Genomic DNA, 21,127 nt, shown 5'->3' with positions numbered 1-21,127 from the left:
CTTCAGATGTCCAGGGGCGTGACGCCCATGAAGTGGCCGAGATTGCCGAGCTGGGCGCGAGCCATTTCCGGGCCGCTCTGCACCGCGCAGCCCATGCGCCGGGCGAAGGCGAGCAGCGGTGTGATCTCCGGCGAGGTCACCACGTCGGCGACCAGGCAGTGCTTCGCCAGGCTTTCCAGCAGGCTCTCGGGCAGCGGCAGCTCGCCGCTGTCGCCCATGCCCACCGGCGAGGCGTTGACCACCAGGTCGAAATCGGCGAGCGAGGCATGGCCGCCGCCGATCTCGATGGCCGGGAAGGCCCGGCGCAGCAGCGCGCAGAGGCTCTCGACGCGCTCGGCGCTGAGGTCGGCGATGGCCAGCCGGCTCACCCCGCCCTCGCACAGGGAATAAGCGATGGCACTGCCGACGCCGCCGGAGCCGACCACCAGGGCGCGCTTGCCGCCGGGCTCGAAAGCGTGCCGGCGCGCCGCGTTGAGGAAGCCCTCGCCGTCGACGATGTCGCCGACCAGGCGGCCGTCCGCCTCGCGGCGGATCACGTTGACCGAACGCAGGGCCGTCGAGCGCTCGCTGACGGCGTCCAGGCGAGTGGCCAGGAGCTGCTTGTAAGGCACGGTGACCACGCAACCGCGCAGGTTCTTCCAGCCGCGCAGGGTGGCGAGGAAGGCGTCCAGGGACGACTCCTGCAGGTCGATGGGCAGCATCGCCAGATCCTGGCCGTGTTCGGCGAACCAGGCATTGAAGTTTTCCGGGGATTTGACCTGGGCGATCGGCGAACCGACGATGCCGACCAGTGCAGTGGAACCACGAATCATACGGGCCTCCAGTTCTTGGATTTGTTGTGGCCCGATCCTGCGCCCACGGATTTTCCAGAACAATGTTCCTGTTTGCCTTTCCGCTTGTTAATCGCAACTACGCTGCGATAATCGCAACAAACCGGTAAATGACTCACCGCCCATGAAAGAGCCCGTCATCCATTCCCGCGACCTGATCGTCGGCCTGCAGAAAGGCCTGGCCCTGATGCAACTGTTCTCCGAACGCCATCCGCGCCTCAGCGTGCCGCAGGCGGCCAGTCTTTCCGGGCTGACCCCGAGTGCGGTGCGGCGCTTCCTGCTGACCCTGGTCCACGACGGCTTCGCCGAAACCGACGGCCGCCACTACTGGCTGACCGCCAAGGCCCTGCGCATCGGCCAGGCCTACGTGGATTCGGCGCAACTGCCGCGCATGCTGCGGCCGATCGTCGAGCAGGTGGCGCGCAACACCCAGGAGCATGTCTCGGTGGGCGTGCGCGACGGCGACGACATCGTGCACATCGTGCGCAGCCGCTACAGCCACATCGCCTCGCCGTCGATCCGCCCCGGCGCGCGGATGCCGATGTACTGCACGGCGAGCGGCCGGCTGTGGCTGGCCACGCTGGCCCCCGGTGCGCTGGACGCCTATTTCGCGCGGGTCGAACTGTGCGCCCCGACGCCCTATACCCTGACCTCGGTGGAGGCGATCCGCGCCGAACTGGTCCGGATCGGCGAACTCGGCCACGCACTGGTGGACCAGGAGTACGAGGTGGGCATGCGCGTGCTGGGCGTGCCGCTGCGCGACCGCGAAGGACAGATGAAGGCCAGCCTGACGCTGACCACCCATGCCGCGCGGATGGGCCCGGAGGAAATGCGCGAGCGCTACCTGCCCGCCCTGTACGAAGCCCAGGTCCTGCTCAGGCCGATCCTTTGAGAACCGGTCTTCGCGGTCGGCAGGCCGTCAGCAGCCCTTGAACTTCCGCTGCAATCGTTCCCTCTCAGCAAGCAAGGCCTCCAACCGCCCAAGCCATAGAGGACGCCATGGACCCGATCTCTACCGGAACGGTCGTCGTCATCGCCGGAGCCTCGAGCGGCATCGGCCGCGCCACCGCCCACGCCTTCGCCGAGCGCGGCGCCAGGCTCCTGCTCGCCGCACGGCGCACGGCGCACGGCGCACGGCGCACGGAGATGCTCGCGGAGGTGGCGCGCCAGAGCCGGGATCTGGGCGGCAGCGCCTTCGCCCTGGGCACCGACGTGAGCCGCGAGGAGGACGTCGAAAAGCTGGCGCGTCAGGCCATCGTCCGCTTCGGCCGCGTCGACCTGTGGTTCAACAACGCCGGGGTCGGCGTATTCGGCCGGCTGGAGGATATTCCTTCCGAGGTCTGGCGCCGAGTGATCGAAACCGATGTCTTCGGCTACATGTACGGCGCCAAGGCGGCGATACGCCAGTTTCGCACCCGGGGCCACGGCATCCCGATCAACGACGTCTCCATCGTCGGGGTCCTCGCCAAACCGGACTCCACCGCCTACGCCACCGGCAAGTTCGCCGTGCGAGGCTTCTCCGAGGCCCTGCGCCAGGAACTGCTGGACCAGCCGGGCATCCATGTCTGCACTGTCCTGCCCGCGCTCATCGACACGCCCTGCTTCGAGCATGCGGCCAACTGCAGCCAGCACCGGGTACGCGCCGCACCGCCGGTCCACACGCCGGAGAAGGTTGCCCGCGCGGTCGTGGACCTGGTGCGGTTTCCGCGTGCCGGAATCGTCGTCGGCGGGGCCGGACGCGCAGCCATCCTGCTGAAACGCCCGGCCCCCGGGCTGATGACGCGGCTCGACGCCCGGATGCTCCATCGCGGTTTTCTCACCGGTGAGCCGGGCGCACAGACCAGCGGCACCCTGTGCGAGCCGATGTACGACGGACACGGCGTCCGCGGCGGCTGGCACAAGGGCGCGAACAACGGCGGCGTGCCGTCGTTGCCGGTCCTGGCCCCGATCGGTCTTCCGCTCGGCATCCTGCTCTGGCGACGCCCGAGCCGGACATGGCGCCCGAGATGACCGCTATCGCCTTTTCGTTCCGAATGCCCCGGCCGGGGCTGGTAGGATCGCGCCAAGGAGGTCGCCATGACCGATCGGATAACGCTCATCCTCTCCGGAGGAAACGCGCTCGGCGCCTACGAGGCCGGCGCCTACGAAGCGCTGCATGAGCGAGGTCTGCAGCCTGCCCGGTTCGTCGCCGTTTCCACCGGCGCGATCAATGCCGCGCTCATCGCCGGCAATCCTCCGGAAAAGCGGACGGACTGCCTGCGCCGTTTCTGGGCGATGGTCGCGCAGGACACCGCGGCCTGGCTCCTCGGACCGGCCTACTGGTCGACGGCTTTCGATAGTGGGCGGGCGCGCATCATGCCATCGGCTCTGCTGGGCAACTCGAACATCTACCATCCGCGCTTTCCGGGCGCCCTGTCGATGCTGCCGGGCATGCCCACGGACAGCAGCCTCTATGACCTCGGTCCCTTGCGCGAACGTCTGAAGAAAGCCGTCGACTTCGGCCGGCTAAACAGCGGGGAAACCCGGATGATCGTCGTCACCGTGGACGCCCACAGCGGCGAGGAGGTGCGCTTCGACACGGCCGAGGGGCCGATCGGAGTCGACCACCTGCTGGCGAGCTGCGGCTTCCTGCCCTTCTTTCCGCCGGTCGAGATCGATGGTCGCCTGCTGGTCGACGGCGCCATGGCCTCGAACCTGCCCCTGGAGGCCGCGCTGGAGGAGCATGTCACGGAGGACCGCTTGTGCATCGCGCTGGACCTGCTGCGCCGGGAAAACGACGGGGTGCATACCGTCGGACAGGCCATCGACCGGCAACTCGAACTGCTGCTTTCCTCCCAGACGTGGAAGGCGCTGAAGAACCTGCGCCAGGTCCACGCGCTGCGCCGCCGACTACGCCTGCTCGGCGAGCGACTGCCGGCCGAACTGCGCATCGACCCGGCCTTGGCGCCGGCTCTGGCGGAGGGCGAAAAACTCGGCGGTGCCACCACGCTGCTCCTGCTCGCCCACACCAGCGTGCCCCACGATGCCGAACTGCGGGCGTTCGACTTCTCCCGCCCCGTGCTGACCGAGCGCTGGGCAAGCGGCCGTGCGGACATGGCGCAGGCTCTGCAGGCCCTGGGCAGCCGCCGCGCCGCGCCGGGAGAGTTCGTCGTACTGACCTTCAGCGGTGGCGAGGCCAGGGAACTCCCCGACGCGGATATGACCTGAGCCCGGACGGCGAGCCCCTATCCGCCTCCGAGGCCCGCCCCCGGGTTCTTCGGGGCCGGGCCTCCCGCTCGCCCTTTTTCGAACATCCGAAGACACGCTATCGGTCAGCGGCCGACCCGGACGAACGCCGTCGCCCCGCCGCTCTTCACCATCAGCCCGCCGATCGGCCTCATGGAGCCGCACCTGTAACGACACACCTGGACGGTGGCTCCCGGCGTCCGCCGCAAGCGCCTCATGAAGACTGGCCTAAGCTTTGACCTGTCCACTGCGGACAATCGCCATCGGGAGGGATTGGAAATGATCGACATCGATAAACAAGGCTCCACGGGCAGCCCCCGGGACGCCAGGCATCCTCTGGAACACTGGCACCCGCTGGATCGCCTGCGCCGGCAGGTCGATCACCTGTTCTCCGACCTCGGCCGCAAGGCGCTGCGCAACCCCTTCGGCCACGGCCCGTTCGACAGCGAGCCGCAATGGTCGCGGGAACTGTCCGGCCAGGGCATGCCGGCGGTGGACATCGACGACAAGGGCACGGCCTACGAGATCTCCGCCGAACTGCCCGGCATGCACGAGCGGGACATCGAGGTCAAACTGTCCAGCGGCTGCCTGACCATCCGGGGGGAGAAGAAGGAAGAATACGAGGACCGGAAGAAGAACGCCTACGTCGCCGAACGCTACTACGGCTCCTTCCAGCGCAGCTTCGCCCTGCCTCCGGAAGTCGATGCCGGGCGCATCGAGGCGCGCTTCGACAAGGGCGTGCTGACCTTGAGCCTGCCGAAGAAAGCCGAGGCGCTCGGTGCCGAGAAGAGCATCCCGATCAAGGCCGGCTGAGCGATCGGTTCCCCGCCCGCGCCGGTCGGGCGTCAGCGGCAGGCATCGAAATCCAGCGCGAGGCGGCTGTCGAAGCGCCGCTCCCGCCCGCTCAGCGGATCGACGAAGTTCAGGGTCTGCGCCAGCAACTGCAGCGGCCGGCGATAATCGTCGATCTCCCGCCGGGAACGCTCCAGCAGGCGCGGATAGAGCGGATCGTTGCAGATCCCCGCGCCCAGCGTGGCCATGTGCACGCGCAACTGGTGGGTCTTGCCGGTGACCGGATGCAGCACGTAACGCCACAGCTCCCCCCGGCGCTCGCCCGGTTCGACGCGGGTCTCGCTGTTCGGCTCGCCCTCGGCCTCGCGCATCAGGAAGAAGGGCTCGCCCTTGACCAGCCGGCTCCGGCGCAGCAGCGGGAAGCTCAGCCCCGGCAGCGCCGGGGCGATGGCCGCGTAGACCTTGCGGATTCGCCGTTCGCGGAACAGCGCCTGATAGCGCCCGCGACTCGCCGGGTTGCAGGAGAACAGCACCAGCCCGGCGGTGAGCCGGTCGATGCGGTGCAACGGCACCAGGTCGGGATTGCCGAGGCGGCGCACCAGGCGCGCCAGCAGGGTCTGCTCGACGTACTCGCCGACCGGGGCGACCGGCAGGAAATGCGGCTTGTCCGCCACCACCAGATGGTCGTCCGCGTGCAGCACCGCTTCGGCGAAGGGAATCGGCGTTTCCGCCGCCACCTCGCGAAAGTAGTGGACGCGCAACGCCTCACGGTAGGGATACTCGGGCCCCAGGACGTTCCCCTCGCCGTCCAGCACCCGGCCACGGCGCATGCGCTCCAGCCAGATTTCCCGGCCGATCGCCGGGAAATGCGCGCAGAGGCAATCGAGTACAGTGCGCCAGTCGCCGCGCGGCAGGTGCAGGACGCTGGGGCGGAGGCTGGCGGCGGAAGCATCGGACATGGCGAAAGGACTCCGGCGACGGGAGCGCATTAGGCCCCAGCGAAGGTCTGCCGTCAAAGGCCCGGCGAGTGCCATAATGCCCGGCTCCGCCGCCTGCGCCCCGGCGCGGCATCGACCATGAACCGCACGCCCGCGAGCGAGGGAGCGCTCCGGGCCGCCCGATCGACATTCCGGACATGCCGACAGACCTTCCGCTCCCATCCGCGACTTCCGCCCTGCCCCCGGTGCTCGCCGGCCCGCTGCTGCGCCGGCTGAGCCCGGAGCGCCTGATCCTCTGGCTGGTCGGTTCGCGGCCTCTGCAGTTGTCGCTGCAACTGGCCTGCGCCGGCTCGCAGCAGCGCCTCATCGCGCTCGACGCGCCGCTCTGCCGCCGCCTGCGCGTCGGCACCCACGCCTGGCTGCATCTGATAGACGTGCCGCTGGACACACCGCTGCCCACGGACACCCCGATCGAATACGACCTGCTGCTGGAGGAGGACGGCCGCCGGAGCGGCATCGCCGACTGGGCGCCGCATCTTCTGCACGAGGGTGCCAGGCGGCCGGATTTCCTGCTCAAGTCGCATCTCGACAACCTGCTGCACGGCTCCTGCCGCAAACCGCACTTCCCCGGCGCGGACGGCCTGGCCAAGGTCGACAGCCTGCTCGCCGGCCTGCGCGAGCGGCCGCAGGCGCGGCCGGCGCTGCTGATGCTGAGCGGCGACCAGATCTACGCGGACGATGTCGCCGGCCCGATGCTGGCGGCCATCCATGCGTTGATCCGTCGCCTCGGCCTCTACGGCGAACGGCTCGAAGGCGCCCTGGTCGCCGACAGCGACGCGCTCTACGCCCATCCCCTGACCTATTACCGGCGCGAGGACCTGCTGCCCGCCTTCAAGTCCAGCGAGGCCCTGCGCGAACGCTTCTTCGGCGGCGTGGAAAAACCGGTGTTCACCAGCGCCAACGCCCACAACCACCTGGTCACCCTCGCCGAGGTGCTGGCGATGTACCTGCTGGTCTGGTCGCCGCTGCCCTGGACGCTGATCCGCCCCGCGCGACCGGCGCTGGATGCCGACCTCGCCGAGCGCTACGCCACGGAACAGGCCTGTCTCGACGGCTTCCTCGCCCAGTTGCCGCAGGCCGCCCGCGCCCTGGCGCATCTGCCGTGCCTGATGATCTTCGACGACCACGACGTCACCGACGACTGGAACCTGTCCGCGCGCTGGGAGGAAACCGCCTACGGCCACCCCTTCTCCCGGCGCATCATCGGCAACGCGCTGATCGCCTATGCCCTGTGCCAGGGCTGGGGCAACGACCCGGATGCGTTCGGCGAGATCCTGCAGCGGATCGAGGCGCTGACCGCGGACGCCGACGAGCGCCTCGACGACGCAGCCCAGGACGGGCTGATCGACGAGTTGCTGAAATTCCAGAGCTGGCACTACCGGCTACCGACCACGCCGCCCCTGATCGTGCTGGACACCCGCACCCGCCGCTGGCGCAGCGAGAGCCACCCGAGCCGGCCATCCGGACTGATGGACTGGGAAGCCCTCAGCGAACTGCAGCAGGAACTGCTCGACGAGCAGGCCGCGGTGATCGTCTCGCCGGCGCCGATCTTCGGGGTCAAGCTGATCGAGGCCGTCCAGCGCCTGTTCACCCTGGCCGGCCACCCGCTGCTGGTCGACGCGGAGAACTGGATGGCCCATCGCGGCTCGGCGAAAGTGATCCTCAACATCTTCCGCCACTCGCGCACCCCCGCCAATTACGTGATCCTCTCCGGCGACGTGCATTATTCCTTCGCCTACGACGTGCGCATCCGTCACCGCAGCGGCGGACCGCAGATCTGGCAGATCACCAGCAGCGGCATCAAGAACGAATTTCCCGCCGGCCTGCTCACCTGTTTCGACCGGCTCAATCGCTGGCTCTACACACCCTGGTCGCCGCTCAACTGGCTGACCAAGCGGCGCCGGATGGAGGTGGTGCCGCGCATTCCCCATCGCGGCCGGCGCGGCGAGCGCCTGTGGAACGGCACCGGCATCGGCCAGTTGCTGCTCGACGTCCTGGGCCGTCCCCGCAGCATCCTCCAGCACAATGCCGACGGCTCGGCGCCGACCCGCTTCGTCCGCTCGGCGGAACTGCAGCGGGCGTCCGGCCGGACCGAGGATGGCATCGTCGAAAGCGCCCGGCTGCGTCGCGGCAAGGCGGAGTGAGCAAAGCGCACGCACGGCGACAGGGCAGGCAGAAAGCCAGCGGAACGTCCAAAAAGGCTCGTCTTGAAGAGGAACAAGCTGTACTTTAGTCAAACCCCCCGGCCCTGCGTCGATACAGCGCAGGAGCCGGGCGGGCCTGCCCGAGCGGAGCAAATCCGCCTGGCAGCAGGAACAATAATTAGGCACGCCGGCTACGGCACGGCATGCCCCTGGCCACCCGGAAGCAGTGATTCGGATGGTCCCTTGCGTATCCGCTGCACCATTAAAACCAAAAAGGCCAGGCACCCCGGCTGACCGCCAGGGGGAGACCGGAGCCATTCAAAAAAAAACGACTACCCCATACCGCCTTTCAGGAGTTTTTCTATGACCATCGCTTCTCAGCATGATTTGCGACGACAGTTCCGAGCCTTGCTGGAGTCCAACACCTGCTACGACGCCGCCTCGGTGTTCGACCCGATGTCGGCGCGCATCGCCGGCGACCTGAAGTTCGAGGTCGGCATCCTCGGCGGCTCGGTCGCCGCCCTGCAGGTGCTCGCCGCCCCGGACTACGCGCTGATCACCCTCAGCGAGTTCGTCGAGCAGGCCACCCGCATCGGCCGCGTCGCCTGCCTGCCGATCATCGCCGACGCCGACCATGGCTACGGCAACGCGATCAACGCCATGCGCACCGTGGCCGAACTGGAACGCGCCGGCGTCGCCGCGCTGACCCTCGAAGATACCCTGCTGCCGCCCAAGTACGGGCACAAGACCACCGACCTGATCCCCCTGGATGAGGCCGTGGGCAAGATCCGCGCCGCCCTGGAGGCGCGCATCGATCCGCAGTTGAGCATCATCGCCCGCACCAACGCCGAACAGCTCAGCGTCGAGGAGACCATCGGACGGGCCAAGGCCTACCAGGCCGCCGGCGCGGACGGCATCTGCATGATCGGCATCCGGGACTTCGAGCATCTGGAGGCCATCGCCCCGCATCTGGACGCGCCGCTGATGCTGATCACCTACGGCAATCCCAAACTGAACGACATGGCCCGCCTGGCCGAGAACGGCGTGCGCATCGTGGTGAACGGGCATGCCGCCTACTTCGCCGCGATCAAGGCCACCTACGACCGCCTGCGCGAACAGCGCGGCGTCGGCCCGTCCGACCTGAGCGCCAAGGAGCTCTGCATCAAGTACTCGACCCTGGACGAGTATCGCGTCTTCGCCCGCGAGTTCATGAACGTTCAGGAGTAACCCTCCGCCGGGCCTGTCCCGTGACGCCGCCAGGGCGCCACGGGCTTGGCCCCCTCCATGCCTCATTGCCGCTGCCCTCTCCCGTCCCTCTGGACGACACCGTTGTTGGCGGCAGGCTTGCCCGAGGGCGGTCCGCCCACGGTGACCTGCGGCAGGACGCCCCCGACGAACTCGATGCTGCGCATGGGAAAGGCGAACCGCACCTGCATCTCGCGCAGGCCCTGCAGCAGACCTAGGTTGATCTCCTGCTGGATGTCCATGTAACGGTTGTAGTCCGCGCTGAGCACGATGTAGACCACCTCGAAGGTCAGTTGGCTTTCATCGAAGGACAGAAAATGCGCGCGGTCGAAACGGGTGCCCTCGATCCCCTGGATGATCCGCCGGACCAGCGCCGCGACCTCGCGTACCTTCTCCACCTGCGTGTTGTAGGCGATGCCGAACTTGAACTGGATCCGCCGGCTGTCCATGCGCTTGTAGTTGTGCAGGGTCCTGGTCAGCATGTCGGAGTTGGCACAGACGATCTGCTCGCCGCTCAGGCTGCGGATGCGGGTGGTTTTCATGCCGATGTGCTCGATGGTCCCGGCCACATCGCCGAAGACCACGAAATCGCCGACCTCGAAGGGCTTGTCCATGCCGATCGACAGCGAGGCGAGGATATCGCCGAGCACCGTCTGCACCGCCAGGGCGATGGCGATGCCGCCGATCCCCAGGCTGGCGACCATGGCGGTGATGTTCACCCCGAGGTTGGCGAGGATCGACAACAGCATCATCGCCCAGATCAAGACACGGAAGATGATGCCGATGATCGCCGTGGTCACCGGATTGCGCACCCTGCCGTTGTGCGCCAGGCTGTCCATCCACAGGCGGATGCCGGTGTCGAGCCACAGCGCCAGTTGGAAAGCCAGGGCGATGAACCAGCCATGGGACAGCATGTCCTCCCAGCGCGGCGACAGTTCCGCCACCTTCAGGCCGATGAGCAGCGAGAAGGCGAAGACCAGCAGGCGGCTGGTATGCGCGAGCATTTCCGCGATGAAACCGTAGAACCGCCCCCGCGCCGCCAGCGTCCGCATCCTGCGGCCGACGATGCCGAGGATGCCGCGCAGCAGCCAGTAGCTGGCCAGGGTCACGGCCAGCAGCAGGGCGAGATTCGTCCAGAGGCTTTCGTTCAGCAGGGTTTGCCAGTCCAGCTCTTGCCAATTCAGCTCCGTCCAATTCATGGCGTGGAATCCTCCGAGCAAGGCGATCAGATAGGAAAAAAGCGTCGTTCTTTTTTCGGTGACCGCTGATCCCGGAAGTTCCCCCTTCCGGCAGCTGGGCACGGCCCCGGCAACCCGGGCGAGCGTCGAGGCGGGAAACGAAAAACCCCGGCCTCTCCTGCTGGAAAGACCGGGGCGCGTAGCCCGGGGCACGTAGCTCGAGGCGCGCAGCCCAGGCACACAGCCCGGAGCGCATGGCCCAAGGCGCACGGGCCGGCTCGGCCCGACGCCTGGCTCAGGCGGGAACGATCAGGGAATCTCGGCCAGCAGCTTCTCCCATTCCTTGTTTTCCTTCTTCGAAACACCGCCGAGTAGCTCGATGGCCTGGCGCAGACGGAAGCGGGTCAGGTCGGCGCCGAGGATTTCCATGGCGTCCAGCACCGACACCGAACTGGCCTGGCCGGTGATCGCTGGGAAGATCAGCGGCATGGCATCGCGCAGCTTGTAGCCGAGGTGCTCGCTGGTCTTCTGGATGATCGCGGTGATGTTGTCCTTGTTCCACTGGCGCAGGGCTTCCAGCTTCCAGAGGATCAGTTGCAGCAACTGGCGGACCTGCTCGGCCGAGAGTTTCTTGTGCTCGAACAAGCGGGCGTCCAGCGGTACGCCGCCGGCGAAGAAGAAACTGGCCAGCGGGGCGATCTGGCTGAAGGTTTCCACCCGGCTCTGCACGTGCGGGGCGATCTTCATCAGGTACTCGGGATTGAACGCCCATTTGCGCACCTCGGCGGCGAATGCCTCGACCGGCAGTTCGCGCAGCCACTGGCCGTTCAGCCAGGAAAGCTTCTCCATGTCGAAGATCGGCCCGCCGAGGGAGACGCGCTGGATGTCGAAGTGCTCGATCATCTCCGCCAGGGTGAACTTCTCGCGCTCGTCGGGCATCGACCAGCCCATGCGGCCCAGGTAGTTGAGCATCGCCTCGGGCAAAAAGCCCATGCGCTGGTAGAAGGTGATCGAGGTGGGGTTCTTGCGCTTGGACAGCTTGCTCTTGTCCGGATTGCGCAGCAGCGGCATGTACACCAGCCTGGGCTGCTCCCAGCCGAAGTACTCGTAGAGCTTGATCAGCTTGGGCGCCGAGGGCAGCCACTCCTCGCCGCGCAGCACGTGGGTGATGCCCATCAGGTGGTCGTCGACCACGTTGGCGAGGAAGTAGGTGGGCAGGCCGTCGGCCTTCATCAGCACCTGCATGTCCATGCGGTCCCAGGGAATCTCCACGTCGCCGCGCAGCAGGTCCGGTACCGTGCAGACGCCCTCGCTCGGCACCTTCATGCGCACCACGTGGGATTCGCCGGCGGCGATGCGGCGCTGCGCCTCCTCCGCGGCGATATGCACGCAGTGGCCGTCGTAGCGCGGGGTTTCCTTGTTGGCCATCTGCCGCGCGCGCACCTCGTCGAGCCGCTCGGCGCTGCAGAAACAGGGGAAGGCATGGCCCTTGGCGACCAGTTCGTCCGAATACTTTTTATAGATCTCGCCGCGCTCGCTCTGCCGGTACGGCCCGTGTGGGCCGCCGACGTCCGGGCCCTCGTCCCATTCGATGCCCAGCCAGCGCAGGGCGTCGTAGATCTGCTGCTCCGATTCGCGGGTCGAGCGCAACTGGTCGGTGTCCTCGATGCGCAGGATGAACTGGCCGCCGTGCTGACGGGCGAAACACAGGTTGAACAGGGCGATGTAGGCGGTGCCGACGTGCGGATCGCCGGTGGGCGACGGCGCGATGCGGGTGCGGACGGTGGTCATGCGGGCTCCCGGACAGAGGAACGGACAAAAAGATGAAGGGCGCGCATGTTAGCAGGCGCGCAGCCGGCGGCTCCAGCAGGTCCGCGTCAGACCTGCAGCCGCCGCTCGCGCAGCGCCTGGATCTCGTCGCGCAGCCGCGCCGCGGCCTCGAACTCCAGATCGCGGGCCAAGGCGTACATCTTCTCCTCGAGCTGACGGATGCGCTTGTCGATCTCGCTCGGCGAGCGCAGCTCGGCGGCGTACTGGCCGCTCTCCTCCGCCGCCCTGGCCACCCGCTTGCGACCGCGCGCACCGGGCACCACGGCGCCTTCGAGGATGTCCTGGATGTCCTTCTTGACGCCCCTGGGCACGATGCCGTGGGTTTCGTTGAAGGCGATCTGCTTGGCCCGGCGCCGCTCGGTCTCGTCGATGGCGCGCCGCATCGAACCGGTGATGCTGTCGGCGTAGAGAATCGCCTTGCCGTTGAGGTTGCGCGCGGCGCGGCCGATGGTCTGGATCAGCGAGCGTTCGCTGCGCAGGAAACCTTCCTTGTCCGCGTCGAGAATCGTCACCAGCGATACTTCGGGCATATCCAGCCCCTCGCGCAGCAGATTGATGCCCACCAGCACGTCGAAGGCGCCGCTGCGCAGGTCGCGGATGATCTCCACGCGCTCCACGGTGTCGATGTCCGAGTGCAGGTAGCGCACCCGCACGTCGTGGTCGCCGAGGTAATCGGTGAGGTCCTCGGCCATGCGCTTGGTCAGGGTGGTGACCAGCACGCGCTCCTCGACGGCGACGCGCTTGCGGATCTCCGACAGCAGGTCGTCCACCTGGGTCAGCGCCGGGCGCACCTCCAGCTCGGGGTCGACCAGCCCGGTGGGGCGCACCACCTGTTCGATCACCCGTCCGGCGTGCTCGGCTTCGTAGGGGCCGGGGGTCGCCGAGACGAAGATGGTCTGCGGGGCGATGCGCTCCCATTCGTCGAAGCGCATCGGCCGGTTGTCCAGCGCCGACGGCAGGCGGAAGCCGTATTCCACCAGGGTCTCCTTGCGCGAACGGTCGCCCTTGTACATGGCGCCGACCTGCGGGACGGTGACGTGGGATTCGTCGATCACCATCAGCGCGTTGTCCGGCAGGTAGTCGTAGAGGGTCGGCGGCGGCAGCCCCGGCGCACGGCCGGAGAGGTAGCGGGAGTAGTTCTCGATGCCGTTGCAGTAGCCCAGTTCGAGGATCATCTCCAGGTCGAAGCGGGTGCGCTGTTCCAGGCGCTGCGCCTCCACCAGCTTGCCGCGCTCGCGCAGGTGCTCCAGGCGCTCCTTGAGTTCGGCCTTGATCTGCTCCACCGCTTCCAGCAGCGTCTCGCGCGGGGTGACGTAGTGGCTCTTGGGGTAGAAGGTGAAGCGCGGCAGCTTGCGGATCACCTCGCCGGTCAAGGGATCGAAGGCGGCCAGACTCTCCACCTCGTCGTCGAACAGCTCGATGCGGATCGCCTCCAGCTCGGATTCGGCGGGGAAGACGTCGATCACGTCGCCACGCACGCGGAAGGTGGCGCGGGCGAAGTCCAGGTCGTTGCGGGTGTACTGCAGGTCGGCCAGGCGGCGCAGCAGGGCGCGCTGGTCGAGTCGGTCGCCGCGGTCGATGTGCAGCACCATCTTCAGGTAGCTGGCCGGATCGCCCAGGCCGTAGATCGACGAGACGGTGGCGACGATGATCGCGTCCGGCCGCTCCATCAGCGCCTTGGTCGCCGACAGGCGCATCTGCTCGATGTGGTCGTTGATCGAGGCGTCCTTCTCGATGTAGGTGTCGGAGGACGGCACATAGGCTTCCGGCTGGTAGTAGTCGTAGTAGGAAACGAAGTACTCCACCGCGTTGTGCGGAAAGAAGCTCTTGAACTCGCCGTAGAGCTGCGCCGCCAGGGTCTTGTTGGGCGCCAGCACCAGGGTCGGACGCTGTACCCTGGCGATCACGTTGGCGATGCTGAAGGTCTTGCCGGAGCCGGTCACCCCGAGCAGGGTCTGGTGCGACAGGCCGGCCTCCAGCCCCTCGACCATCTGGCGGATGGCATCGGGCTGGTCGCCGGCGGGCTGGAAACGGGTCACCAGCTGAAATTCGGACATGGGAACCTCTCTCGACGGGTCCGGCGGGCGATTTCGCCGGGAAACTGCATGTGGCCCGGATGCGCCTGACGGGAGCATTCGAGCGCCGGCCGGCGGGGCCATCTTCGACATATGGTTGACACAAAAGCCTGAAACAGCATATCGCAGGCAGCAAGCCTGGCCGCTATACTAACGCCCCGATTCTGCACGCCCCCGCGCATACCGTCGCCCACCTCCGGTCGATGGCCCGTTCGCTTGCGCGGAGGTAGCAGTAGCCCGGCTTTCCACTCTCTTCTTTTTTCTTCGAGCACCTCGACCATGAGCCTGTTCTCTGCCGTAGAAATGGCACCGCGTGACCCGATCCTTGGCCTCACCGAAGCATTCAATGCCGATATCCGTCCGACCAAGGTCAACCTCGGCGTCGGCGTCTACTACAACGAAGAGGGTCGAATTCCCCTGCTGCGCGCCGTCGAGGAAGCCGAAAAGGCTCGCATCGCCGCCCATGCACCGCGCGGCTACCTGCCGATCGAGGGCATCGGTGCCTACGACCAGGCGGTGCAGAGGCTGCTGTTCGGCAACGACTCCGCCCTGCTCGCCGACGGCCGTGTGGTCACCGCTCAGGCGCTGGGCGGCACCGGCGCGCTGAAGGTCGGCGCCGACTTCCTCAAGCGCCTGCTGCCGGATGCCGTGGTCGCCATCAGCGACCCGAGCTGGGAGAACCACCGCGCCCTGTTCGAGTCCGCCGGCTTCCGCGTGCAGAGCTACCGCTACTACGACGCCGCCGGCCACGGCCTGAACCGCGCCGGCATGCTCGAAGACATCCGGGCCCTGCCGGCCGGCTCCATCGTGCTGCTGCACGCCTGCTGCCACAACCCGACCGGCGTCGATCTGTCCATCGATGACTGGAAGCAGGTGCTGGAGGCGATCCGCGAACGCGGCCATGTCCCCTTCCTCGACATCGCCTACCAGGGCTTCGGCGACAGCATCGAGGAAGATGCCGCGGCGGTTCGCCTGTTCGCCGGCTCGGACCTGCAGTTCTTCGTCTCCAGCTCCTTCTCCAAGTCCTTCTCCCTCTACGGCGAACGGGTCGGCGCCCTGTCCATCGTCGCCGCCTCGAAGGACGAGGCGGCTCGCGTGCTGTCGCAGATCAAGCGGGTGATCCGCACCAACTATTCGAACCCGCCGACCCACGGCGCCAGCGTGGTGTCCAGCGTGCTCAACAGTCCGGAACTGCGCGCCCTGTGGGAAAGCGAACTGGCCGAGATGCGCGGCCGCATCCAGAGCATGCGCCAGGCCATGGTCGAGCAACTGGCCGCCCAGGGCGCCAAGCGCGACTTCTCCTTCGTCGCCCGGCAGCGTGGCATGTTCTCCTACTCCGGTCTCAGCGTCGCGCAGGTGGAACGGCTGCGCACCGAGTTCGGCATCTACGCCGTCGCCACCGGCCGCATCTGCGTCGCCGCCCTGAACCAGCGCAACATCGCCAGCGTCACCCAGGCCATCGCTCAGGTGCTCTGATCCGGCACGCCCGGCGCGCTCTCCAGGCGAGAGCCGCCGGGGCGAGCGAACGGCGGCGCGAAAAAGCAGAAAGGCCTGATCTCGCGATCAGGCCTTTCTTCGATCTGGCTCCGCGACCTGGACTCGAACCAGGGACCCAGTGATTAACAGTCACTTGCTCTACCGACTGAGCTATCGCGGAATAACGGTGCGTATCCTACTGATAGTGAAAGAAAAGTCAACTCTTCCCAGGACCGGCGGCAGGCTCCCGGAGACGAATCGCAGCCGACCGTTGCCGCTCACGAAAAGGCCGGTCGCAAGACCGGCCCGACTGCAACACCAGGATCAGTTGGCGCTCAAGCGATCGCGGTTCTTGTCCAGTATCGCAGCACCGATTCCCTTGACCTCCAGCAGTTCGTCCACCGATGCGAAAGGCCCGTGGGCCTGACGATAATCGACGATGGCCTGGGCCTTGGCGGGGCCGATTCCCAGCAGGTCGCGCTCGAGCGTTGCCGCATCGGCGGCATTGAGATCGACCTTGACCGTGGCAACCGGCTGGGCAGGCTGGACCGTGGCGGGCTTGGCCCCCCCGGTCTTGGGCGCCTCCGCGGCCGAGGCGGCGACGGAAACGCTGGCCAGCAGAGCCAGCAGGAGGGTGAAAAACGGGTTCTTGCGCATAGGTGCACTCCTTGTGTCGTTCGGCGCGGGGTTCCATGACCACGCGACGTCACGATAAGCGGACACCTCGGGCGGACCGAACGGCCAGATCGTGGAATCCGCAACGGCTGCACAGAACCAGCGAATCGGCGCCGGACTTTTGTGGACGACCCGGCACGCTCGGCACACCATCTATTCCAGCTTCTTGCGGATCCAGTACAGGTAGGTTCCGCTTTCCTCCCGCTGGCCGAGCAGTTCATGGCCGAGAAAGATGCAGAACTTGGGGATGTCGCGGCAGGTCGAGGGATCGGTGGCGATCACCTTGAGCAGGCCGCCGGCCGCCAGGTCACGGACCTTGTTGTGCAACAGCATCACCGGCTCGGGGCAGTTGAGGCCTGTGGCGTCGAGAACGGCGTCGACGGCCAGGCTGAGGGGATCGGGCTGGGACATGGCTAACTCCAGAAAACCGGTGGGGAAATTGTGGCCGAAGCAGCGGTCCGGGTCACGCCGGGGCCGGTAGCCGACACAGATGACAGGTCACTTCCTCGCGATCGTGGTAGAGCTGGCGGCAGGCGACGGACACCTTGGCGCCCCGTGCGCTCAGACCATCGCGGATGCGCTCGAGCAGGCGGCGCACCTCGGCATGGCGCTGCTTCATCGGCAGCTTGAGGTTGACCACCGCCTCGCGGCAGAGCCCCTCGCCGAGCCAGGTCTCGATCAGGGCGGCCGTGCGGGCGGGCTTCTCGACGATGTCGCAGACCATCCAGTCGACCGGCCGGCGCGGGCGGAAAACGAAACCATCGGCGCGAACGTGCTCGACCAGTCCGGAATCCATCAGGCTCTGCGCCATCGGCCCGTTATCCACGGCGGTCACCTTCATATGGCGGTTGACCAGTTGCCAGGTCCAGCCACCGGGCGCGGCGCCGAGGTCCACGGCGCTCATCCCCGGCGCGAGACGCAGATCCCAGGCCTCGCGTGGAATGAACTGGTGCCAGGCCTCCTCCAGCTTGAGGGTCGAACGGCTCGGCGCCTCGCGGGGAAACTTCAGGCGCGGGATGCCCATCGGCCAGGCTGCCGAGTTGTCCGGTTCGGCCAGGCCGAGGAAAACCTCGCGGCCACTCCTGAAGGTCAGCAGCAGGCGCGGCCGGCGCGGATCGTCCAGCAATCTGCCGGTCTTGCCCAGCGCCTTGCGCAGCGGCACCTCGAACTTGCGGCAGAAGGTCGACAGCTCCTTGCCCTCGTTGCTGTCCAGCACCTCCAGCCAGAGGCTGCCGCAGACCGGGTAAGCGGCCAGGTGCTCGAGCAGGACGCCAATGCGCTCGCTCTCGGGCAGCTCGACGAAAGCGCCACGTGCCCACTGGCGGGGAAAGACCAGCCCGGCGAAGCGCAGCTCGCGCATCAGTCGCTCGGCGCCGCCCGGCTCGCTGCAGACGAATTCGGCATGGGCGCTGTTCGGCTTGGCCCTGGCATAGCCGGCCACGTTCAGGCGTCCGGCGTGCTCGCCGATCTCGGCGCAGACTTCGCCTTCGAAACCGGGACGGCAATGCAACAACAGGCTGTTCATGGTCGGCATTTTTCCTCGAGAAATCCGATCGCCCTCAGGGCCGCGCATGATAGCCAATTCGGCGGCAGCGGAGCTTCCCGGCAATCCGTTCGACTGGCGAGTCCCGCCCGGCGGAACTAGTTTGGAACATTAGCCCAGCAAGAAGCCTGTCCTGCCGAACACTCCCGGAGAACCCCGATGCCCTCCCTGGATAGCCTGAACTGTCGTCGCAGCCTCGATATAGATGGCCAGACCTACCACTACTTCAGCCTGCCGGAGGCGGCGAAGCACCTGGGCGATATCGATCGCCTGCCGATTTCGCTCAAGGTGCTGCTGGAGAACCTGCTGCGCTGGGAGGACGGCGTCAGCGTGCGCGCCGACGACCTCGACGCCCTGGCCGGCTGGCTCGAGACGCGCGGCTCCACGCGGGAGATCGCCTTCCGCCCGGCGCGGGTGCTGATGCAGGACTTCACCGGGGTGCCCGCGGTGGTCGACCTGGCCGCCATGCGCGACGCGGTGGCCCGCGCCGGCGCCGATCCGCAGCGGATCAATCCACTGTCCTCGGTCGATCTGGTGATCGACCATTCGGTGATGGTCGACCACTTCGCCGACCCGAGCGCCTTCGCCGACAACGTCGCCCTGGAGATGGAGCGCAACGGCGAGCGCTATGCCTTCCTGCGCTGGGGGCAACAGGCCTTCGCCAATTTCCGCGTGGTGCCGCCGGGTACCGGCATCTGCCATCAGGTCAATCTGGAATACCTGGCCCAGGTGGCCTGGACCCGCGAGCAAGACGGGGAGCTCTGGGTCTACCCGGACACACTGGTCGGTACCGACTCGCACACCACCATGATCAACGGTCTCGGCGTGCTCGGCTGGGGTGTCGGCGGAATCGAGGCGGAGGCGGCGATGCTCGGCCAACCGGTGTCGATGCTGATCCCCGAAGTGGTCGGCTTCCGTCTCAACGGCCAGTTGAACGAAGGCGTGACCGCCACCGATCTGGTGCTCACCGTCACGCAGATCCTGCGCAAGCAAGGGGTGGTCGGCAGATTCGTCGAATTCTATGGTCCCGGTCTGGCCAACCTGCCGCTGGCCGACCGGGCCACCATCGCCAACATGGCCCCGGAATACGGCGCCACCTGCGGCTTCTTCCCGGTCGACCGGGTGACCCTCGACTATCTGCGCCTGAGCGGTCGCGACGAGCGGCGCATCGCCCTGGTGGAAGCCTACTGCAAGGCTCAAGGCCTATGGCACGACGCCGAGGCCCCGGAGCCCACCTTCACAACCACCCTGGCGCTCGACCTGGGCGAGGTCCGTCCGTCCCTGGCCGGTCCAAAGCGTCCCCAGGACCGGGTCGCCCTGGAAGACATCGGTGCCCAGTTCGACCTGCTGCTGGACCTCGCCGGGCGCAAGGCCGAACTCGACCGTGCCTTTCCGGTCGGCGACGGCACCTGCGACCTGCACCATGGGGACGTGGTGATCGCCGCCATCACTTCCTGCACCAACACATCCAACCCCAGCGTACTGATGGCCGCCGGGCTGCTCGCCAAGAAGGCCGTCGAGCGCGGTCTCAAGCGTCAACCCTGGGTGAAGAGTTCGCTGGCGCCCGGCTCCAAGGTGGTCACCGACTATCTGGCAAAAGCCGGTCTCACGCCCTATCTCGACCAACTCGGCTTCAACCTGGTCGGCTACGGCTGCACCACCTGCATCGGCAATTCCGGTCCCTTGCCGGAGCCCATCGGTCAAGCGATCACCGACAACGATCTGCTCGTCTCCTCGGTGCTGTCCGGCAACCGCAACTTCGAAGGCCGTGTGCACCCGCAGGTCAAGGCCAACTGGCTGGCCTCACCGCCGCTGGTGGTGGCCTTCGCCCTCGCCGGTACCACGCGCATCGATCTGACCCGCGAGCCGCTCGGCCTCGATACCCAGGGCCAACCGGTCCATCTGCGCGACATCTGGCCGAGCAGCGAGGAAATCGCCGCGGCAGTCGGTCAGATCGACAGCGAGATGTTCCGCAGGCGCTACGCCGACGTATTCAGCGGCGATGCCGCCTGGCAGGCCATTCCGGTCGGGACCGGAGATACCTATCACTGGGATGCCCGATCCACCTATGTCCGCAATCCGCCTTTCTTCGAAGATATCGCCCAACCCCCGGCGCCTCCCCGGGATATCGAGAACGCTCGCATCCTGGCGTTGTTCGGCGACTCCATCACCACCGATCACATCTCTCCGGCCGGCAGCATCAAGCCCAGCTCTCCGGCCGGGCTTTACCTTCAGCAGCTCGGCGTGCAGCCGGCAGACTTCAATTCCTATGGTTCACGGCGCGGCAACCACGAAGTCATGATGCGCGGCACCTTCGCCAACATCCGCATCAGAAACGAACTGCTGGGAGGCGAGGAAGGCGGCAATACCCTACACCAACCGAGCGGGGAAAAACTGTCCATCTACGATGCAGCCATGCGCTACCAGGCCGAGGGCGTGCCGCTGATGGTGATCGCCGGCAAGGAATACGGCACCGGATCCAGCCGCGACTGGGCAGCCAAGGGTACCAAGCTGCTCGGTGTGCAAGCGGTGATCGCCGAGAGTTTCGAGCGCATCCACCGCTCCAACCTGATTGGAATGGGCGTACTGGCGCTGCAGTTCAGCGACGGACATACACGCCAAAGCCTGGGCCTGGACGGCACGGAAAGACTGAGCATCCGCGATCTGTCCGGGAACCGGTTGAAACCACGCCAATCGCTCACGGTGGAAGTCGAGCGCCGGGATGGATCGCGGATCGACTTTCCGGTGCTATGCCGCATCGACACGGCCAACGAAATCGAATACTTCAAAGCCGGCGGCATTCTGCAATACGTACTGCGGCATTTGATCGCAGGATCGCCGACTTAGAAGCGCCAGACAGGTCTCCCTTTCAGAGGGGTAGTCGGCTGCACTGCCGTTTCGAAGGCGCTCAGATAGAAGTCCTGCACCGGTTGCCCATTCGTCCCGCTAAAGGCCGCGCCTTCCCATTGCGGATAGGACGCCCATTGCCGGTCGGCACCTGTACCGAGCAGGTCGATATTGACGAGCCCGACACTCTTGCACTGCTTGACGGGATTTTCGCTCAGGGCCATGCGCCCTCCTTCCGCCGCGACCGTATTGAACAATAACCAGCAGCA

17 protein-coding genes and 1 tRNA gene are annotated in these 21,127 nt (G+C 66.9%); 8 read left to right on the top strand and 10 right to left on the bottom strand.

The features are described 5' to 3' along the window. Positions 1–2 precede the first annotated feature (2 nt). Positions 3–812: a shikimate dehydrogenase family protein gene (locus tag AVCA_RS09250; protein WP_175555915.1), complete on the bottom strand. Its 810-nt coding sequence runs from the start codon at positions 810–812 to the stop codon at positions 3–5. Positions 813–954: 142 nt separating this feature from the next. Here AVCA_RS09250 and AVCA_RS09245 point away from each other — a divergent pair, with 142 nt between their 5' ends. The 4 genes from AVCA_RS09245 (at position 955) to AVCA_RS09230 (ending at position 4,868) form a co-directional block, all read left to right on the top strand. Next, the gene (locus AVCA_RS09245; protein WP_012700634.1) at positions 955–1,722 is read left to right on the top strand and encodes an IclR family transcriptional regulator domain-containing protein; all 768 of its coding nucleotides are present in this window, start codon (positions 955–957) and stop codon (positions 1,720–1,722) included. A gap of 107 nt (positions 1,723–1,829) precedes the next feature. Next, complete coding sequence (locus AVCA_RS09240) at positions 1,830–2,840, top strand: SDR family NAD(P)-dependent oxidoreductase (protein WP_012700633.1); 1,011 nt, start codon at positions 1,830–1,832, stop codon at positions 2,838–2,840. Between the two features lie 66 nt (positions 2,841–2,906). Next, on the top strand, positions 2,907–4,037 hold the full coding sequence (locus AVCA_RS09235) for a patatin-like phospholipase family protein (protein WP_012700632.1): 1,131 nt from the start codon (positions 2,907–2,909) through the stop codon (positions 4,035–4,037). A 297-nt stretch (positions 4,038–4,334) separates the two neighbouring features. Then, on the top strand, positions 4,335–4,868 hold the full coding sequence (locus AVCA_RS09230; protein WP_012700631.1) for an Hsp20/alpha crystallin family protein: 534 nt from the start codon (positions 4,335–4,337) through the stop codon (positions 4,866–4,868). A gap of 32 nt (positions 4,869–4,900) precedes the next feature. On the opposite strand, the gene AVCA_RS09225 is transcribed toward AVCA_RS09230, so the two are convergent. Next, positions 4,901–5,806 carry a pseudouridine synthase gene (locus tag AVCA_RS09225; RefSeq protein ID WP_012700630.1) on the bottom strand — a complete coding sequence of 302 codons (906 nt, stop codon included), beginning with the start codon at positions 5,804–5,806 and terminating at the stop codon, positions 4,901–4,903. Between the two features lie 176 nt (positions 5,807–5,982). Between AVCA_RS09225 and AVCA_RS09220 the strand changes: the two genes are divergently transcribed. Further along, positions 5,983–7,989 carry an alkaline phosphatase D family protein gene (locus AVCA_RS09220; protein ID WP_012700629.1) on the top strand — a complete coding sequence of 669 codons (2,007 nt, stop codon included), beginning with the start codon at positions 5,983–5,985 and terminating at the stop codon, positions 7,987–7,989. Positions 7,990–8,352: 363 nt separating this feature from the next. Continuing rightward, positions 8,353–9,216, top strand: coding sequence for an isocitrate lyase/PEP mutase family protein (locus AVCA_RS09215; RefSeq protein ID WP_012700628.1), 864 nt, complete (start codon positions 8,353–8,355; stop codon positions 9,214–9,216). A gap of 62 nt (positions 9,217–9,278) precedes the next feature. Here AVCA_RS09215 and AVCA_RS09210 read toward each other — a convergent pair whose 3' ends face one another. From AVCA_RS09210 to uvrB, 3 genes are all read right to left on the bottom strand, one after another. After that, entirely contained in the window at positions 9,279–10,403 is a 1,125-nt protein-coding gene (locus AVCA_RS09210) for a mechanosensitive ion channel family protein (RefSeq protein WP_175555919.1), read from the bottom strand. 318 nt (positions 10,404–10,721) lie between these two features. Then, positions 10,722–12,203, bottom strand: coding sequence for a glutamate--tRNA ligase (gltX, locus tag AVCA_RS09205; protein ID WP_012700626.1), 1,482 nt, complete (start codon positions 12,201–12,203; stop codon positions 10,722–10,724). Positions 12,204–12,289: 86 nt separating this feature from the next. After that, entirely contained in the window at positions 12,290–14,299 is a 2,010-nt protein-coding gene (gene uvrB, locus AVCA_RS09200; RefSeq protein ID WP_012700625.1) for an excinuclease ABC subunit UvrB, read from the bottom strand. A gap of 297 nt (positions 14,300–14,596) precedes the next feature. Between uvrB and AVCA_RS09195 the strand changes: the two genes are divergently transcribed. Next, positions 14,597–15,793, top strand: coding sequence for an amino acid aminotransferase (locus AVCA_RS09195; protein ID WP_012700624.1), 1,197 nt, complete (start codon positions 14,597–14,599; stop codon positions 15,791–15,793). Positions 15,794–15,898: 105 nt separating this feature from the next. Here AVCA_RS09195 and AVCA_RS09190 read toward each other — a convergent pair. The 4 genes from AVCA_RS09190 to rlmM form a co-directional block, all read right to left on the bottom strand. Next, positions 15,899–15,974: transfer RNA gene (locus tag AVCA_RS09190), tRNA-Asn, on the bottom strand. Positions 15,975–16,117: 143 nt separating this feature from the next. Then, complete coding sequence (locus tag AVCA_RS09185) at positions 16,118–16,450, bottom strand: ComEA family DNA-binding protein (protein WP_012700623.1); 333 nt, start codon at positions 16,448–16,450, stop codon at positions 16,118–16,120. 171 nt (positions 16,451–16,621) lie between these two features. Next, positions 16,622–16,879, bottom strand: coding sequence for a sulfurtransferase TusA (gene tusA, locus AVCA_RS09180; RefSeq protein WP_012700622.1), 258 nt, complete (start codon positions 16,877–16,879; stop codon positions 16,622–16,624). A 52-nt stretch (positions 16,880–16,931) separates the two neighbouring features. Beyond that, on the bottom strand, positions 16,932–17,993 hold the full coding sequence (gene rlmM, locus AVCA_RS09175; protein WP_012700621.1) for a 23S rRNA (cytidine(2498)-2'-O)-methyltransferase RlmM: 1,062 nt from the start codon (positions 17,991–17,993) through the stop codon (positions 16,932–16,934). Between the two features lie 177 nt (positions 17,994–18,170). On the opposite strand from rlmM, the gene acnA reads away from it, so the two are divergent. After that, the gene (gene acnA / locus AVCA_RS09170; protein WP_012700620.1) at positions 18,171–20,858 is read left to right on the top strand and encodes an aconitate hydratase AcnA; all 2,688 of its coding nucleotides are present in this window, start codon (positions 18,171–18,173) and stop codon (positions 20,856–20,858) included. On the opposite strand, the gene AVCA_RS09165 is transcribed toward acnA, so the two are convergent. Next, entirely contained in the window at positions 20,855–21,082 is a 228-nt protein-coding gene (locus AVCA_RS09165; RefSeq protein ID WP_012700619.1) for a hypothetical protein, read from the bottom strand. The two genes, acnA and AVCA_RS09165, sit on opposite strands and share 4 nt — an antisense overlap. Between the last annotated feature and the right edge of the window lie 45 nt (positions 21,083–21,127).

It is taken from the genome of Azotobacter vinelandii CA (assembly GCF_000380335.1).
Taxonomy (GTDB): Bacteria; Pseudomonadota; Gammaproteobacteria; order Pseudomonadales; family Pseudomonadaceae; genus Azotobacter; species Azotobacter vinelandii.
The sequence above is the reverse complement of the archived record's forward strand: the minus strand, read 5'-3'. Positions and strand labels throughout refer to the sequence as shown.